This is a genomic window from Pseudomonas sp. FG47 (assembly GCF_057809115.1).
On record NZ_JBMDJI010000062.1, the window covers coordinates 1 to 15,167 of the forward strand.

14 protein-coding genes are annotated in these 15,167 nt (G+C 64.2%); 8 read left to right on the forward strand and 6 right to left on the reverse strand.

Annotated elements, in window-relative coordinates; genetic code table 11:
* Positions 1-173: 173 nt before the first annotated feature.
* Positions 174-3,020 (reverse strand): RNA polymerase-associated protein RapA, encoded by a 2,847-nt coding sequence (gene rapA, locus ACODS5_RS23985; protein WP_489109822.1) that lies wholly within the window; start codon positions 3,018-3,020, stop codon positions 174-176.
* Between the two features lie 136 nt (positions 3,021-3,156).
* Between rapA and ACODS5_RS23990 the strand changes: the two genes are divergently transcribed.
* The 4 genes from ACODS5_RS23990 (at position 3,157) to ccoM (ending at position 4,752) form a co-directional block, all read left to right on the forward strand.
* Positions 3,157-3,849: a M949_RS01915 family surface polysaccharide biosynthesis protein gene (locus ACODS5_RS23990; RefSeq protein ID WP_134693765.1), complete on the forward strand. Its 693-nt coding sequence runs from the start codon at positions 3,157-3,159 to the stop codon at positions 3,847-3,849.
* Positions 3,850-3,951: 102 nt separating this feature from the next.
* The gene (locus ACODS5_RS23995) at positions 3,952-4,278 is read left to right on the forward strand and encodes an aspartate-semialdehyde dehydrogenase (RefSeq protein WP_134693766.1); all 327 of its coding nucleotides are present in this window, start codon (positions 3,952-3,954) and stop codon (positions 4,276-4,278) included.
* Positions 4,279-4,338: 60 nt separating this feature from the next.
* Positions 4,339-4,500 carry a hypothetical protein gene (locus tag ACODS5_RS24000; RefSeq protein WP_167659523.1) on the forward strand — a complete coding sequence of 54 codons (162 nt, stop codon included), beginning with the start codon at positions 4,339-4,341 and terminating at the stop codon, positions 4,498-4,500.
* Positions 4,501-4,635: 135 nt separating this feature from the next.
* On the forward strand, positions 4,636-4,752 hold the full coding sequence (gene ccoM, locus ACODS5_RS24005; RefSeq protein ID WP_023629476.1) for a cytochrome c oxidase subunit CcoM: 117 nt from the start codon (positions 4,636-4,638) through the stop codon (positions 4,750-4,752).
* A 109-nt stretch (positions 4,753-4,861) separates the two neighbouring features.
* Here ccoM and ACODS5_RS24010 read toward each other — a convergent pair whose 3' ends face one another.
* Positions 4,862-5,590, reverse strand: a complete 729-nt coding sequence (locus ACODS5_RS24010) for an SDR family oxidoreductase (RefSeq protein ID WP_489109823.1) — start codon at positions 5,588-5,590, stop codon at positions 4,862-4,864.
* A 101-nt stretch (positions 5,591-5,691) separates the two neighbouring features.
* Here ACODS5_RS24010 and ACODS5_RS24015 point away from each other — a divergent pair, with 101 nt between their 5' ends.
* Complete coding sequence (locus tag ACODS5_RS24015; RefSeq protein WP_489109824.1) at positions 5,692-6,522, forward strand: LysR family transcriptional regulator; 831 nt, start codon at positions 5,692-5,694, stop codon at positions 6,520-6,522.
* A gap of 9 nt (positions 6,523-6,531) precedes the next feature.
* Here the strand turns inward: ACODS5_RS24015 and ACODS5_RS24020 are convergent, their stop codons facing one another.
* Positions 6,532-7,290, reverse strand: a complete 759-nt coding sequence (locus ACODS5_RS24020) for an SDR family NAD(P)-dependent oxidoreductase (RefSeq protein ID WP_489109825.1) — start codon at positions 7,288-7,290, stop codon at positions 6,532-6,534.
* A 115-nt stretch (positions 7,291-7,405) separates the two neighbouring features.
* Here ACODS5_RS24020 and ACODS5_RS24025 point away from each other — a divergent pair, with 115 nt between their 5' ends.
* On the forward strand, positions 7,406-8,323 hold the full coding sequence (locus ACODS5_RS24025) for a LysR family transcriptional regulator (protein ID WP_134693770.1): 918 nt from the start codon (positions 7,406-7,408) through the stop codon (positions 8,321-8,323).
* Here the strand turns inward: ACODS5_RS24025 and ACODS5_RS24030 are convergent.
* Complete coding sequence (locus tag ACODS5_RS24030; protein ID WP_489109826.1) at positions 8,262-9,476, reverse strand: GAF domain-containing sensor histidine kinase; 1,215 nt, start codon at positions 9,474-9,476, stop codon at positions 8,262-8,264. The two genes, ACODS5_RS24025 and ACODS5_RS24030, sit on opposite strands and share 62 nt — an antisense overlap.
* Positions 9,477-9,662: 186 nt before the next feature.
* Here ACODS5_RS24030 and ACODS5_RS24035 point away from each other — a divergent pair, with 186 nt between their 5' ends.
* A complete protein-coding gene (locus ACODS5_RS24035) occupies positions 9,663-9,995 on the forward strand; it encodes a DUF2025 family protein (RefSeq protein WP_134693772.1) in 333 nt (110 codons plus the stop codon).
* Here ACODS5_RS24035 and ACODS5_RS24040 read toward each other — a convergent pair.
* Both ACODS5_RS24040 and ACODS5_RS24045 read right to left on the reverse strand, forming a co-directional pair.
* A complete protein-coding gene (locus tag ACODS5_RS24040) occupies positions 9,980-12,562 on the reverse strand; it encodes a bifunctional diguanylate cyclase/phosphodiesterase (RefSeq protein WP_489109827.1) in 2,583 nt (860 codons plus the stop codon). The genes ACODS5_RS24035 and ACODS5_RS24040 overlap by 16 nt on opposite strands.
* A gap of 52 nt (positions 12,563-12,614) precedes the next feature.
* The gene (locus ACODS5_RS24045) at positions 12,615-13,691 is read right to left on the reverse strand and encodes a diguanylate cyclase (protein ID WP_489109828.1); all 1,077 of its coding nucleotides are present in this window, start codon (positions 13,689-13,691) and stop codon (positions 12,615-12,617) included.
* A gap of 125 nt (positions 13,692-13,816) precedes the next feature.
* Between ACODS5_RS24045 and ACODS5_RS24050 the strand changes: the two genes are divergently transcribed.
* A complete protein-coding gene (locus ACODS5_RS24050; RefSeq protein ID WP_489109829.1) occupies positions 13,817-14,911 on the forward strand; it encodes an MBL fold metallo-hydrolase in 1,095 nt (364 codons plus the stop codon).
* The last annotated feature ends 256 nt before the right edge of the window (positions 14,912-15,167 follow it).

The window sequence follows — 15,167 nt, forward strand, 5'->3', positions numbered from 1 at the left end:
GCGCCATCATAGCGCCCGAAGAAGGTGTCCAAAATCATTAGGCCAGTTCACCTTGGGTCGCGAAGGGCTGCGAAGCAGCCCCGACAATCTTGCGACACAGTCAAGATCCTGGGGCCGCTGCGCGACCCTTTCGCGACCCAAGGCCGCTCCTACAGGAGATGCGCGAATCCCGATCAGCCAGCGACAAGCACGCGGATCGCTTCCAGGCGCAGTGCGGCTTTCTCCAGCGCCGCCAGGCCCTCTTCACGCTGCTTGCGCAGGGCGTCGATCTCGCTGTCGCGCACGCTCGGGTTGACGGCCTTCAACGCAGTCAGGCGCGCCAGCTCCTCGTCGGCTTCGGCGCTCAGGCGCTGCCGGGCCTGGGCCACGCGCTCGTCGTGGGTTGGCAGGACCTTGGCCTCGCCGTCGGCGATGCGCTTGGCCAGCACGTCGCGCTGGGCCTGGACGAACTTGTTGGCACTGGCCTTGGGCACGCTTTCGAGCTGGTCGTTGAGGGTTTCGAAGGCCACCCGCGGGCCCAGGTCGTTGCCATTGGCATCGAGCAGGCAGCGCAGTGCCGCCGGTGGCAGGTAGCGGCCCAGTTGCAGGCTGCGCGGGGCTACCACCTCGCTGACATAGAGCAGCTCCAGCAGTACGGTGCCGGGCTTGAGGGCTTTGTTCTTGATCAGCGCCACGGCGGTGTTGCCCATCGAGCCGGACAGCACCAGGTCCATGCCACCCTGGACCATCGGGTGTTCCCAGGTGAGGAACTGCATGTCCTCGCGCGACAGCGCCTGGCCGCGGTCGTAGGTGATGGTCACGCCTTCGTCGTCGCCCAGCGGGAAGCTGGCGTCGAGCATCTTCTCGCTCGGCTTGAGCACCAAGGCGTTTTCCGAGTGGTCCTCGCTGTCGATGCCGAAGGCGTCGAACAGGGTTTCCATGTAGATCGGCAGGGCGAACTGGTCGTCCTGTTCGAGAATGTCCTCGACCAGGGCCTGGCCTTCGCCGGCACCACCGGAGTTGAGTTCCAGCAGGCGGTCACGGCCGGTGTGCAGCTCGGCTTCCAGGCGCTCGCGCTCGACGCGGGCCTCGGCCACCAGCTTGTCCCAACCCTTGTCGTCGCCGCCAGGCAGTTGCGCCAGCAGGCGCGGGCCGAACTGGTGCTGCAGGGCGTTGCCGGTCGGACAGGTATTGAGGAAGGCGTTGAGGCCCTCGTGGTACCACTGGAACAGGCGCTGTTGCGGGCTGTCCTGCAAGTAGGGGATGTGCAGCTCGATGGTGTGCTTCTGGCCGATCCGGTCGAGACGGCCGATGCGCTGCTCGAGCAGGTCTGGGTGGGCCGGCAGGTCGAACATCACCAGGTGGTGGGCAAACTGGAAGTTGCGGCCTTCGCTGCCGATCTCGGAGCAGATCAGCACCTGGGCGCCAAATTCCTCGTCGGCGAAATAGGCCGCGGCGCGGTCGCGCTCGAGGATGCTCATGCCCTCGTGGAACACCGTGGCTGGAATGCCGGAGCGCACGCGCAGGGCGTCTTCCAGGTCCATGGCGGTTTCGGCGTGGGCGCAGATCACCAGCACCTTGGTGCGCTTGAGCATTTTCAGGGTGTCGATCAGCCAGTCGACCCGCGGGTCGAAGCGCCACCAGCGCTCGTCGTCGGCGGTTTCGCCCTGGGCCTGGAAGGCCACTTCCGGGTACAGCTCGGCGCGCTCGCCGGACGGCAGCTCGGCGTACTGCTCGGGGTTGGCCAACGGGTAGGGGTGCAGCTGGCGTTCGGGGAAGCCCTGGATCGCCGCGCGGGTGTTACGGAACAGCACGCGGCCGGTGCCGTGGCGGTCGAGCAGTTCGCGGATCAGGCGGGCGCTGGCCTGGCTGTCGCCATCGCTGACAGCGGCCAGCAGCGCCTCGCCTTCGGCGCCGAGGAAGCCCTGGATGGTGGCGTGGGCCTTGGGCGACAGGCGGCCCTCGTCGAGCAGTTCCTGCACCGCCTCGGCCACCGGGCGATAGTGCTCGCTCTCGGCGCGGAACGCGGCCAGGTCATGGAAACGGTTGGGGTCGAGCAGACGCAGGCGGGCGAAGTGGCTGTCCTGGCCGAGCTGTTCGGGGGTAGCGGTGAGCAGCAGCACGCCGGGGATCACCTGGGCCAGTTGCTCGACCAGGGCGTACTCGGGGCTGGCCTGTTCCTCGTGCCACACCAGGTGGTGGGCTTCGTCGACCACCATCAGGTCCCAGCCAGCGGCAAACAGCGCATCCTGGGCCTTCTCGTCGTCCACCAGCCACTCCAGGGCGACCAGCGCCAGCTGGGCATCCTCGAACGGGTTGCTGGCGTCGCTTTCGATGAAACGCTCGGCATCGAATAGCGCGACCTGCAGGTTGAAACGTCGGCGCATTTCCACCAGCCATTGGTGCTGGAGGTTTTCCGGCACCAGGATCAGCACGCGGCTGGCGCGACCGGACAGCAGCTGGCGGTGGATCACCAGGCCGGCCTCGATGGTCTTGCCCAGGCCCACTTCGTCGGCCAGCAGTACGCGGGGGGCAATGCGGTCGGCCACTTCACGGGCGATGTGCAACTGGTGGGCGATAGGTTGGGCACGCACGCCACCCAGGCCCCACAGGGTGGAGAGCATCTGCTTGCTGGTGTGCTGCAGGGTGTTGTAGCGCAGCGAGAACCACGACAGCGGGTCGATCTGCCCGGCGAACAGACGGTCGCTGGCCAGGCGGAACTGGATGAAGTTCGACAGTTGTGTCTCGGGTAGCGTGCACGTCTGGTTCTGCCCGTCGATGCCGTGGTAGACCAGCAGGCCGTCGACATCCTCGACTTCACGCACGGTCAGCTTCCAGCCCTCGAAATGGGTGATCTGGTCGCCGGGCGAGAAACGCACGCGGGTCAGCGGCGCATTGCGTAGCGAGTACTGGCGGGTGTCGCCCGTGGCCGGGTAGAGCACGGTCAACAGGCGGCCATCCTGCGCCAGGATGGTCCCAAGACCTAGCTCGGCTTCGCTGTCGCTGATCCAGCGTTGCCCCGGTTGATACTGCTGCGCCATACTGCCAAAACTCCCGCGATGAAAAAGCCGCTCATGTTACCGGATCGGCTGCGCCAGACCAAAGATTACTCGAACGAGTAGAGAGTCTAGCGTGTTCGTCGAGGCACACCGTCCCGTCACGAGGGCCAAGCGCCACATGTTTGCCAAGCACCGTTGGTTGAACCTCTCCTTGGCCCTGGGCAGCCTGGCGCTGCTGGCCGCTTGCGAACAGAAAAGCTTCGAGATCCTGCCGCCCATTCCAGTGGAGCAACTGGAGGTGCTCGGCGTGCAGACGCCGATCAAGAGCGTGCACTTTCATGACCGCGACGGCGAGGGTTTGCTGGTATTGAGCCGGGTCGATGGCCAGGCCACCGACCCGGATACCGAGGAAGAGGTCGACAAGGTGGTGCTCAAGGCCACCGTGTATGGCCGCGCCGCCGGTGGCGATGCCTTCAAGGCACGCTGGCAGATCGAGCAGGAGACCACCTGTGCCGGCCTTGACCTGGATGTCGACTTCTATGCCGACGTCAGCGATGTCAGCGACCTGAACAAGGACGGCGTGGCCGAAGTGACCGTGGCCAGCCATGCGTTCTGCGGCGGTGGGATCGACCCGCACGACATCGCCATCGAGATGCGCGAAGGGCAGGCCAGCTACACCATCACCGGCCAGTCGCTGATCGCCCCGCCCGGCGAGGACCCGTTCGGCGGCGAACGCGAGGACAGCGCCTCGCTCAAAGGCGCGCCACAGGTGCTGCGCGAGCATATGGATGCGGTGTGGCAGCAGGTCTACAAACGGCCGTGGAACGATTCGGTCAGCACGCCGGACGACGGCCCCGACGACGCCGAATAGCCGCGTTCTATACTGGCGGTTGTGACGCACCGCACACCGTTGCCCGGCGCTATTCAAGGCGGCGTGTCGGCGGCCGACACAGTGGTTACAGGAGACCATGCCATGCTGCCGCCGATCATCCCGCTCAGTGCCGCCCCCGTGACCTCGCAACAGGATCCGGTCAAGCCGCCGCCGACCATTCCCCCTGTGGTGCCGGCGCAGCCTGCCTCCAGCGACGCCAGCGTCGACCTCAAGCGTCATCGCGACCCCGAGGAGCAAGTGCTGTTGCTGCGTGACGAGCAGCGCCGCCAGCAACAGCGGCGCGAGCAGGCCGAAGCCGAGCGCCATGAGGCCATGCCAGGCGATGAGCTCAATGCCGACAACACCGTACCGGTAGCGCCGTTGGGCGAGCGCACGCGCCAGGGCTTGCTGGTGGATATCGAAGTCTGACTAGTCAGCACCCACGCTTGCCTTCATCATGAAGGCCTCTGCTGTCCGTCGAGCCCGCCCATGAGCCAAGACAACCTGATCGACTTCGGTGCCGAGCGCGCCAAACGTATCCACGACCTCAACGACAAGCGCCTGAACGACATGCGTCAGGCTTTCGAGCAAGCCATGCCGCTGAGCCAGGCCAAGAAGAAAAAGCCCAAGGGCAAGCCGAAGAAGCGCTAAAAACTGATTCAGGTCAACCCCGCACCCGCCTTGCGTGCCCGGCCCCGGGCACCTTTGACTCCGGTCAATTTTCTCTCCCCCGGCATTGGTTACCTTGCACCCATCGGATGACGGCACACCAAGGGAGGGGCCGACATGTTCTTCGACAACGTGGTTATCGCAGGTGTGGTAACGGTCGGATTGATGTTGGCGTTCTTCGCCGGTCTGGGGATTTTCATCTGGAAGGATTCGAAAAAGCGCAATCAGCGCTGAATCGTTCCGGGTTCAGGAGCACGCAAGGCATTTAGGGCGACTTCGGTCGCCCATTTTTTTGCCTGGAAAAAATGCCGTTGGGCGCTAGCCATCCAGCACGGCTACAAACTCAAGGCTGCTGTGCCGTGGCCGCCAGCACGATCTCGCGGATGCACACCTGTTGTGGCTGCTGATACGCCCAGACGATCGCCCCGGCCACATCCTCGGCCGCCAGTACCACGCCGCCCATGTCATTGGCTTTCCACGCCTCGTAGTCACGCTTGATGCCCTCGTCGGTGGTGTGCCCGAGCAGTTCGGTCTCCACGGCTCCAGGGGCGATGGTCACCACGCGCACATTGTGCGCTGCCAATTCCTCGCGCAGGTTCTCCGACAACCCATGCACGGCGAACTTGCTGCCCACATAGGCGACATGGCTGGGGAAGGTCTTGCGCCCGGCCACCGAACTGACATTGATCAGGGTGCCCCGGCGCCGTTCGCGCATACCGCCGATCAAGGCATGCACGCCGTTGAGCAGACCCTTCACGTTGACGTCGAACATGCGCTCCCACTGTTGTGGGTCTTGCTCGTGCATCTGGCCCAGCAGCATCACGCCTGCGTTGTTCACCAGCGCGTCGGCCGGACCGTACAGCGTCTCGGCTTCGGTCACTGCCGCAACCAGCGCCGCGCGATCTCGGATATCCACGGCACGGCACAGGCAGTTGGGCAGCGCCAGTGCCTCCAAGCGCTCCAGTCGTCGAGCGATCAGCAGCAGTGGGTGGCCAGCGGCGGCGAACAGTCGGGCGGTGGCGGCGCCGATGCCGGAGCTGGCACCGGTGACGACGATCAGTGGTTTGTTCATGGGTATCTCCAAGGCATAATCGTTATCGATGGCCTGAATTCTAGGTAGTCATTCCCGGCCTGAAAAACGGCTTATTTCTTTGGATGGCATCGGATTTACCTATGGATATGCGTCACCTCAAGGCTTTTATCGCGGTGTTCGAAGCGCGCAACATCACTGCCGCCGCGCAACGCTTGTGTGTGGCACAGCCCACCTTGTCGGTGACCATTCGCCAGCTGGAGGACGACCTGGGCACGCCGTTGTTCTTGCGCCAGGCCCGCGGGGTGACGGTGAGCGAGCAGGCTCGCGAACTCTACCCTCAGGCCTGCCGCATGGTGGCCGAGGCCGAAGCGCTGCGTCTGCGGTTTCGCCAAGGCCAGCAGCGGATAGCCTTGGCCTTGGGGGTCGAGCCGGACATCGCCCCGGCGCAGGTCGAAGCCTGCGTACGCCTGGCCAGCGAGGCAGTGGCCGGGTTGCAGTTGACCTTGCTGGAGGGCTGCGACGGCGATGCGCGGTTGGCCGATGAAGCCCAACGCTGCGAGGACGAACTGTTTTTGCCGCTCTGGGAGGAAGCGTTCGTGCGGGTGATGGCCATTGGCAGCCAACCCGACGGGCGCTGGGTCAGTTGTCCGCAACATGCGTCGCACCAGCGCTTGATGGGCTTGTATGGCGATGGCGAGCAGGTGGCGCAGGCCGCTTCGCTGCAATTGGCCCTGGCCATGGTCGCCGCTGGTCTGGGAGCGGCCTGGTTGCCGCAGTCGTTGGTCGAGCGGCATCCGGGCGTCTATTGGCAACCGGGCAGTGGCCCGGGCCTGCGGCGACGGATCGGACTGTGCCTGACCCATCAAGCTATGCAACTCCCTGCACTGGCCTTGCTGTGGGAGCGGGCAGGCCCTGGGCTGGAGGGCATCGGCTTTGCCGATGCTCGCCAAGCAAGCCCGCTCCCACGTTGACCGCTTGGCTCAGAGGAACATCCCGCCGGAGACCTCCAGGCGTTGCCCGCTGATCCAGCCGTTGCCGTCCTCCAGCAGCAGCGCGATGGCCGCGCCGATATCGTCCGGCAGCCCGACCCGGCCCAGGGCGGTGTTACCTGCAATGAAGTCATTGACCTGCGCGTTGTCACGTACCACGCCGCCGCCGAAGTCGGTCTCGATGGCGCCGGGGGCGAGGATGTTGACGCGAATGCCGCGCGCACCCAACTCCTTGGCCTGGTAACGGGTCAGGACTTCCATCGCGCCTTTCATGGCCGCATAGGCGGCGTAGCCAGGCAGGGCGAAGCGGGTCAGACCGGTGGAGATGTTGACGATGCGGCCACCATCGGCCAGAACTGGCAGCAGGCGTTGGGTCAGGAAGAACGGGCCCTTGAGCTGAATGTTCAGCAACTGGTCGAACTGTGCCTCGCTGGTTTCGCTGAACGGCACGTTCAGGCCGATGCCGGCATTGTTAACCAGGTAGTCAAGCGGGCGCCCCTCGAACTGCTGTGCGAGGGTTTCGCTCAGTCGCTCGACGAAGGTGGCGAAACTGGCGCTGTCGCTGACATCCAGTTGCAGCATCGCTGCGCGCACCCCGGCCTGCTCCAGCGAGGCGGCCACGGCGCGGGCTTCGTCGGCTTTGCTGTGATAGGTGCCGATGATGTCGATACCACGGCTGGCCAGGTGTTCGGCAGTGTTCCTGCCCAGGCCGCGGCTGGCGCCGGTGATCAGTGCAATTTTGCGAGTCATGTCGATTACCTTGGGTGGGGGACGATGGATGACAAGGTTATTGGTCGGCAGGTGGCTGTTAAATCCTGTGATTCCGGAAATACTGTTCGGTAATTTCAGACAATAGGCCCCCTCTATGAACAAGCTCGACCTGTTGCGCACCTTTGTCAGGGTTAGCGAGCTGAGCAGTTTCACCCTGGCCGGCGAGAGCCTCGGCTTGCCGCGTTCGACTGTGTCCGAGCAGGTGCGGGCGTTGGAGAGCTTGCTGGGCACACGCTTGTTCAACCGTACCACCCGCCGGGTACAGGCGACCCAGGATGGCATCTTGCTGTACGAGCGCGGCAAGGACCTGCTGTCGGGGATGGACGAGATCGAGAGCCTGTTCCGCGGCGATGACGCCGAGCTGGCCGGGCGCCTGCGCATAGACCTGCCGACCATGATGGCGCGGCGGCTGATCGTGCCGGCGCTGCCGCAGTTTCTCGAGCGTTTCCCGCGGCTAGAGGTGGAAATCAGTTGTACCGATCGCCAGGTAGACCTGCTGCGTGAAGGCTTTGACTGCGTGATGCGCATCGGCGCGCTGAGCGACCTGGACGTGGTGGCGCGACCCGTGGGACGGTTGAGCATGCGCAATTGCGCGAGTCCCGCTTACCTTGAGCGCTACGGCGTGCCGCATACCTTGGAAGACCTGGTCGAACACCGTCTGGTCCACTATGTGCGCAACCTTGGCGCGCGCAGCCAGGGGTTCGAGTACGAACAGGAGGGCGAGTTGCGCTTCCAGGCCATGGGCGGCGTGGTCACGGTGAACAATGCCGAGGCTTATTCCGCGGCCTGCCTGGCGGGCCTGGGGTTGATCCAGGTGCCGGCGGTCGGGGTCGATGAGCACCTGCGCCGCGGCGAGTTGGTGGCGCTGCTCGAACCATGGCAAGCCCGGGCCATGCCGGTGTCGCTGCTGTATGCCCGGCAGCGCCACGTGCCGCGTCGGGTCCAGGCGTTCATGAATTGGCTGGCGGTGTTGTTGCAGTCGCAGGTCGATCCAGTGGCAGGCAAAAGCTGAACAGGGTGCCGGCCTCGTTACTGGAGGTCACCTCTATATGACCGCCATGCGCCAGGGCGATCTGGTTGGCGATGTACAGGCCCAACCCAAGGCCTTCCCGCGGCGTGCCCGACAGCGGGCGGCTGAACGGTTGGAACAGCAGCGGTAAGGACTGTGGCGCAATGGGCGCCCCCTCGTTATGCACGCTGAGTATGAAGCTGCCGTCGGTCAGTGCGGCGCGGACCTTCACTTCGCCCAGTGGATCACCGTGGTCCAAGGCGTTGGCGATCAGGTTGGAAAGTAGCTGGGTGATCCGTTCGCGGTCGCACAATACGCCGGCGACTGGGCCTATCTCCAGGGTGATACGCCGCTGCGGTTGGACTCTTTGCAGCTCGGAGGCGACATGTTCCAGGGCGGTGCGCAGGTCGTCGCAGGGTTCCAGGTTCAGCGGGATGCCCGCGCCCAGGCGGCCGCGGGCGAAGTCCAGCATGTCGCGCACCAACTGCGTGGCGCGTAGTCCGCAGGTGAGGATATGACGAGCGATGGCCTGCTGCTTGTCGTCTTGTATGCGCTGGGTCAGCAGCTCGGCCCCGGCAGTAATGGCGAACAGTGGGTTGCGCAGGTCATGGCCGAGCACGGCGATGAACTGTTCGCGTACCTCGGCGCTGGCCCGTTCCTTTTCCAGGGCGCGCTCCGTGCACTGGGCGTTTTCCTCGCTTTCGATCTGGATTGCCAGCAGGCGGGCGAAAGATTCCATCATCGGCTGGATGGCCGTGCCCTTGAGCGGCGTCGGGTTGCTGTCCAGGGCGCAGATGGTGCCGAAGAAGGCGCCATCGGTGCGTAGCACGGGGACCGAGATGTAGCTTTCGAAACGATACAGCCTTGGGGTGCGATGGTGGCAGTACTGCTCATCCGTACTGGCCTTGTCGATCACGATGGTTTGCCGGGTGCTGCGGATTTCGTGACACAGGGTGGTGGCGACATCGAGTTGGTCGCCGACCTGCAGGCCAAAGCCGAGGGTGTCGAGCACGGCGCAAGCGGTCCAACTGCTGTCGGTGACCCGTGCCACGGCGGCAAAGCGTAGGCCGGTGGTTTCGCAAATCACCTGGAGGACGGCCGGTACGGCGGTGATGCGGCTAATGATGGCGATGTCGGCGGTGACGGCCTGGGTCATGAAAATCCGGATCCGATGGCGGCTGAAGCAGCTTGGAAAAATCAGTCTAGCGGGCCTTGAGGCTGCGTTGGAAAAACCTTGGCGAACGGTCTGCTACATGGGGTAGTCTGGCACCTGCGCGTTGCCCGCCAGAGGCGACCGTTTGCCCGGCGTGCGTCACTTCCGAACTTTTTGCGAGGTAACGCCATGGCCATTACATCCCAGGACATCTGCAACGCTGCCGACCAGCTCAAGGGCTTCGTTGGTTTCCACGGCAAGCGCGGCACTCATATCGTGCGTTTTTCCGAAGATTCGTTCGGCATGGATGTGGCTGACGACAGCATCACCCCCTGTAGTGAATTCGTCTGGCGGCTCGAGGCCGATACCCGCATGGCGTTGTGCAGGACACGGCTGGCGCTGCTGCTGGAGCAGCATGTGGATGACCGCTTGAACATCGGCGAGCCGCTGCGGCTTTACCTGCGGCGTACCGACCTGCCGGAGATCGTCGCCGAGCGCAACGTGCGTCAGCTCACGTCCTGACGCGCCTCACGCCCCGCCAGCAGTGCCTCGAACCCTGCGCGGTCCACCGGCTTGCTCAGGTAGTAGCCCTGCACCTCGTGGCACTGCTCCTTGCCCAGCGCTTTCAGTTGCTGCTCGGTTTCCACCCCCTCGGCCGTTACCGTCAAGCCCATGGCCTTGCCCAGGTTGATGATGGCCTGTACCACCGCCCGGTCGTTGCCGCTATGGTTGCTCAAGCCGGCGATGAAGCGTTTGTCGATCTTGATGCTGTCGAACGGGTAGGTACGCAGGTAGCCCAGCGACGAGTAACCGGTGCCGAAATCGTCCATGTTCAGACGTACGCCCAGCTCCTTGAGCGCCAGCATGGTGCCCAGGGCACCTTCGATGTCGTTGAGCATCACGTTCTCGGTGATTTCCAGCTCCAGGCGCTGGGCCGGGAAACCGGTCTCCAACAGGATTTGACGCACATCGGCGACTACATCGCTGCGTGAGAACTGAGCCGGTGACAGGTTGACCGACACCACCAGTTGCGCAGGCCAGCCGAGGGCGGCGCGGCAGGCCTCGGCCAATACCCAGCGGCCAAGGGGCACGATCAAGTCGCTCTGTTCGGCCAGAGGGATGAAGGTATCCGGCCCGAGCAGGCCTTCTTGCGGGTGCTGCCAGCGCAGCAGCGCCTCCACCGAGACGATCTTCAGGTCTTCCAGGCGATAGCGCGGCTGGTAGTGCAGGACGAACTCGTGCTGCTTGATCGCCCGGCGCAGGTCGTTTTCCAGTTGTCGGCGGTACTGGATCTGCTGGTTCATCTCGGGGGAGAAGTAGCGCCAGGTATTCTTGCCGTCGGCTTTGGCCTGGTACAGGGCGATATCGGCACAGCGGATCAGCTCGCCAGCATCGAAGCCCTGGGGCTGGGCCAGGGCGATGCCGACGCTGGCGCCGATGTGCAACTGGTGCTCCTCGAACATGATGGGCTGTTGCAACAGGCCTATCAGACGGGCGCAAAAACGGTCGATCTCGCTGCGGTTACCCAGCCCGTGCAGGACCAGGACGAATTCGTCGCCACCCAGGCGTGCCACCAGGTCCCCGTCGCGGGTAGTGTCACGCAGGCGTGTGGCCACCTCTTGCAGTACCGCGTCGCCTGCCGGGTGGCCGAGGGAATCGTTGATGGGTTTGAAACTGTCTAGATCCAGCAGCAGCAGGGTCAAGGGCGGGCCGTCGCTGCCGCGCAACAGGGCTTGCTCCAGGTGGCGCGAAAGTTTGTTGCGGTTGGCCAGGCCGGTGAGGGCGTCGTGCATCGATAGATGCTGGATGCGGGCATGGGCGGCGACTTCGTCGGTGATGTCGCTGGCCGTGCCGCGGAAGCCGACAAGTTTGTCGTCGAACAGGATTGAGCGGGCGGAGATGCGGCAGTAGCGGTTTTGCCCGGTGGCGTCGTCATAGTTGCAGCGCAGGTTGGCCAGTTGTTGCCCATCGTTGTCGACCTGGCTGTCCAGCCAGGGCAGCAAGGGCGTGGTGTCACAGGACAGCAGTTGGTTCAGCGGCTGGCCTAGCCAGGCTTCGCTGCGATAGCCCGTGACGATGGCGAAGCGTTGCGACAGATAGGTCAGGCGGTGGTGGCGGTCGGTTTCCCAGATCCAGTCGGAAGCAGACTCGGCCACCGCGCGAAACCGCTGCTCGCTGATTTCCAGGGCCTGGTTGCTCTGTTGCAGGCGCAGCAGGCTTTGGTCGACGGCTTGGGAGCTGCGCAGGGCATGACGAATCAGGTAGAGCAGCACCAGGCCCAGCACCAACAGTACCCCCAGCAGCGCCGGGAGTACCGCCCAGAGCAACTGATGCCCCGGTTGCGGGCTGTCCCAGGCCAGGTGATAGCCGGTGTCGCCGAGGGTGATATGCGGTTGCTGGTCGGTGCTGGCTAGGTTCTTTTCCAGGCGCATCCGCGTCAGCCCCGCGCCTTCGCCCAGTCGAGTCAGTTTCGTCTCGGTCAGTTGATCGACGAAGATCATCACCGGTGCTTGGCTGACTTCACCCTCCAGGACGTCCTTGTCCGGGCGAATGGCCGCGGCGCTAAGCACGGCGGGCCAGCCGTTGAAACGCACGAAATGGGTGACCTGCTCGCGGGCCGGCGCAGCCTTGCGAGCTTCGTCGATGATGGCTGCCAAGGGGCTGTCAAGGTAGGCGCTGGCGGGGGAGTCGGAGGGTTTTCCCTTGAACAGGGCATAGCTGGTACGCGAGTCGTCGACCACGAACACGCCTTCGTAGCCGCTGGCGCTGAACAGCGATTCGCCCACGTTCTTTTCTTCGTAGGCCCAGTGCCAGTCGAGCTGGCCGACCAGGTGTTCCTGGGCGGCGTCCCACACCGCGTAGCTGGAAAGGAACTGACGCGAGGCCAGCAGCCGTTGCTGCAGTGCTTGAGTGGCGTGGAAGGTACTACGATCCTGCTCTTGCTGGTCCAGGGTGGCGGCGATGTTGAACAGTGCCCCCAAGGCGATCAGGCAAGCGAGCCCGAACAGCGCACAGAACCCGACCACCAGGCGACGCACTTGCAGGCGGGAGGTGGGGCTCAAGGGTGAAAGGTCGACGTTCCTGTCCATGTACGGGCGACTCCTTCAACAGCAGTCTTCCGCCCGGGGCCTGGGGGAAGGTTCACTCAGGATAGGCCAGCTTCAGCGGGGCGACCTCGTCGCGGGCAAAATTGACTTGGTCGCGGCCCAGGCGCTTGGCGGCATACAAGGCTTTGTCGGCCTCTTCGAGCCAGTGCTCCGGGGAGCTCAGGCGCGGGTGCAGGTCCGCCAGGCCGATGCTCAGGCTGATGCGCAGCGCTGGCAGCTGCGGGTTGCGGTAAGCGCCCACGCGCTCGCGCAGGCGCTCCATCGCCTGGCAGGCCTGGGCCCCGTGGGCGCCTGGCAGGATCACGCAGAATTCGTCGCCGCCATAGCGCCCGGCCAGGTCGTCCTCGCGCAGGTTGCGCCGCAACTCCTGGCTGAGTTGGCGCAGTACGCAGTCACCGACCACATGGCCGTAGGTGTCGTTGATGGCCTTGAAATGATCGATGTCGATCAGCGCCACCACCGCCGGCAGTCGCTGTTGTCGACAGATCTGGAACTTGAGCAGCAGCGTGTCCTTCCATGAGCCATGATTGAGCAGGCCAGTCAGGCTGTCGGTGCGGCTCAGGGCACTGAGCCGGCGTTTGTGCTCGGCCAGCTTGATCGCCAACTGGTAGCACACCCAGCCCAAGGCCAAGGGGTAGAGGGTGAGCATCGGCAGGCAGGCGAGGATCTGCAACCCAGTAGTCTGTAACCGTAGCCCCGAGCCGAGCAGGGCGGTGGCCAGCAGCATGCCGCACCCTTGGGCCAGTAGGCCACGCAGCAGCATGCGCATACCGCCAGCGGCGACATTGTTCATGGTCATCATCGACAGGATGGTGACGCTAGGCAGGGGGTTGAACTGCATGGCCGCGGTCCAGAAGCCGCCCATCAGCGAGTCCAGCAAGATATTGCGTTGCTCGGCCTGATACGGTGTGGCTGAACGCAGTGCCCATTGATAAGCCACATGGGGCCACAGCAGGCCATGGAACAGCAGCAAAGCCCAAGCCCAGTCAGGTAGGTGCAGCGACGCGACGGCGGCCATGACGCTGAACAGGCCGATACCCAAGCCGATGATGCGCGGCAGATAGATGCGCCTGACGAAAGAGAGCCCTTTGCCGCTGCGGTTGTCGGTCATGGTAGTTGTTCTTCTGTGAGGCGCCGTTTATCGCATAAGTCGTGTGAATATTGTTGAACAATCGTTCATCGGCGAAAAATGGCCTTACAAGCCATTTCACGGTTGATCCGACCCTGTGGGGTAATATGAAGGCTTTCCTCTTGCTCGGAGTGCTCCTGCTCATGGCTCCTCTGTCGTCACCCGCCGGTGAACCGGCGCCGCATCGGGATGGACGCTTTCACAACCAGGCCGAACTGCCCCAGGATGGCGTGCTCAAAAAGTTGCGCATCGGCCTGAAATACCTGTTGTTGCGCAAGCCGCCCGAGACCCGGCCCGGTAATGCGCTCAGCGTGCAGCCCATGACCCGTCAGCAGGTAGTCGATGCTCCGGATCGCAGCCTTTGGCGCCTTGGACACTCCACCGTACTGTTGAAGCTGCGTGGGCGTTTCTTCATTACCGATCCGGTATTCGCCGAACGCGCTTCACCGGTGCAGTGGGCCGGGCCGTTGCGTTTCCACGCGCCCCCTCTGGCACTGGATGACCTACCGCCGCTGACGGCGGTGATCCTGTCCCATGATCATTTCGACCACCTTGACGAACAGGCGATTCGCCGGTTGGCGCCGCGCGCCGAATATTTCCTTGCGCCGTTGGGCGTCGGTGATTTGCTGATCGAGTGGGGCGTGCCGGCCGCCAAGGTGCGGCAACTGGACTGGTGGCAAGGCACCGAAGTCGAGGGCGTGCGTTTCGTCGCGACCCCGGCGCAGCATTTCTCGGGGCGCGGGTTGTTCGACAGCAACCGCAGGTTGTGGGCGTCCTGGGTGATGATAGACGAGGACCTGCGCGTATTCTTCAGCGGTGACACCGGATACTTCGCGGGCTTTCGCGAAATCGGCGAGCGCTTCGGGCCATTCGATATCACTTTGATGGAGACCGGCGCCTACAATCTGGCCTGGCCCAACGTGCATATGCAGCCTGAGCAAAGCTTGCAGGCGCATCGGGATGTGCGGGGGCGCTGGCTGCTGCCGATCCACAACGGCACGTTCGATTTGTCGACTCACAGTTGGCAGGAGCCTTATGAACGCATCCTGGCGTTGGCCAACGCGGCACAGGTGCCGTTGAGCACGCCCCAGATGGGGGAGCGGGTCAGCCTGGACTCGCCCCATGCCGGGCAGAACTGGTGGCGACCGCGGCCTTTGCGTCAGCAGGGGAAGGCGGCGGAACGGGCGGTGGCGGCGCGGTAGGGTTCTTTATATAGGTGCATAGATAGTTGGAAGGGGGGGAGGGGAGTTAGAGGTGGTCGTCTGGAGGTTGAGTCGGCGTTGAGGGGTGTTCGCCGTTAGGCATTCAGCGCCTGGCAGATCGAGCGCCGCCCGCGCGGCGCTTCGCCGGCAAGCCGGCTCCTACATTTGTTTCGGGCCAATCTCTTCTGCGCCATCACCTGGTCCGCCTTGTTGGTACCGACTCACGACAAGCACCAAGGCAGGCGCCGATACTTTC

Coding starts and splice junctions, on each gene's coding strand:
- ACODS5_RS24040 (WP_489109827.1), bottom strand. CDS start 12,562: ATGGACAGGAACGTCGACCTTTCACCCTTGAGCCCCACCTCCCGCCTG.
- ACODS5_RS24025 (WP_134693770.1), top strand. CDS start 7,406: ATGAACAAGCTCGACCTGTTGCGCACCTTTGTCAGGGTTAGCGAGCTG.
- ACODS5_RS24030 (WP_489109826.1), bottom strand. CDS start 9,476: ATGACCCAGGCCGTCACCGCCGACATCGCCATCATTAGCCGCATCACC.
- ACODS5_RS24050 (WP_489109829.1), top strand. CDS start 13,817: ATGAAGGCTTTCCTCTTGCTCGGAGTGCTCCTGCTCATGGCTCCTCTG.
- ACODS5_RS24035 (WP_134693772.1), top strand. CDS start 9,663: ATGGCCATTACATCCCAGGACATCTGCAACGCTGCCGACCAGCTCAAG.
- ACODS5_RS23995 (WP_134693766.1), top strand. CDS start 3,952: ATGCTGCCGCCGATCATCCCGCTCAGTGCCGCCCCCGTGACCTCGCAA.
- ACODS5_RS24010 (WP_489109823.1), bottom strand. CDS start 5,590: ATGAACAAACCACTGATCGTCGTCACCGGTGCCAGCTCCGGCATCGGC.
- ccoM (WP_023629476.1), top strand. CDS start 4,636: ATGTTCTTCGACAACGTGGTTATCGCAGGTGTGGTAACGGTCGGATTG.
- ACODS5_RS24020 (WP_489109825.1), bottom strand. CDS start 7,290: ATGACTCGCAAAATTGCACTGATCACCGGCGCCAGCCGCGGCCTGGGC.
- ACODS5_RS24015 (WP_489109824.1), top strand. CDS start 5,692: ATGGATATGCGTCACCTCAAGGCTTTTATCGCGGTGTTCGAAGCGCGC.
- ACODS5_RS24000 (WP_167659523.1), top strand. CDS start 4,339: ATGAGCCAAGACAACCTGATCGACTTCGGTGCCGAGCGCGCCAAACGT.
- ACODS5_RS23990 (WP_134693765.1), top strand. CDS start 3,157: ATGTTTGCCAAGCACCGTTGGTTGAACCTCTCCTTGGCCCTGGGCAGC.
- ACODS5_RS24045 (WP_489109828.1), bottom strand. CDS start 13,691: ATGACCGACAACCGCAGCGGCAAAGGGCTCTCTTTCGTCAGGCGCATC.
- rapA (WP_489109822.1), bottom strand. CDS start 3,020: ATGGCGCAGCAGTATCAACCGGGGCAACGCTGGATCAGCGACAGCGAA.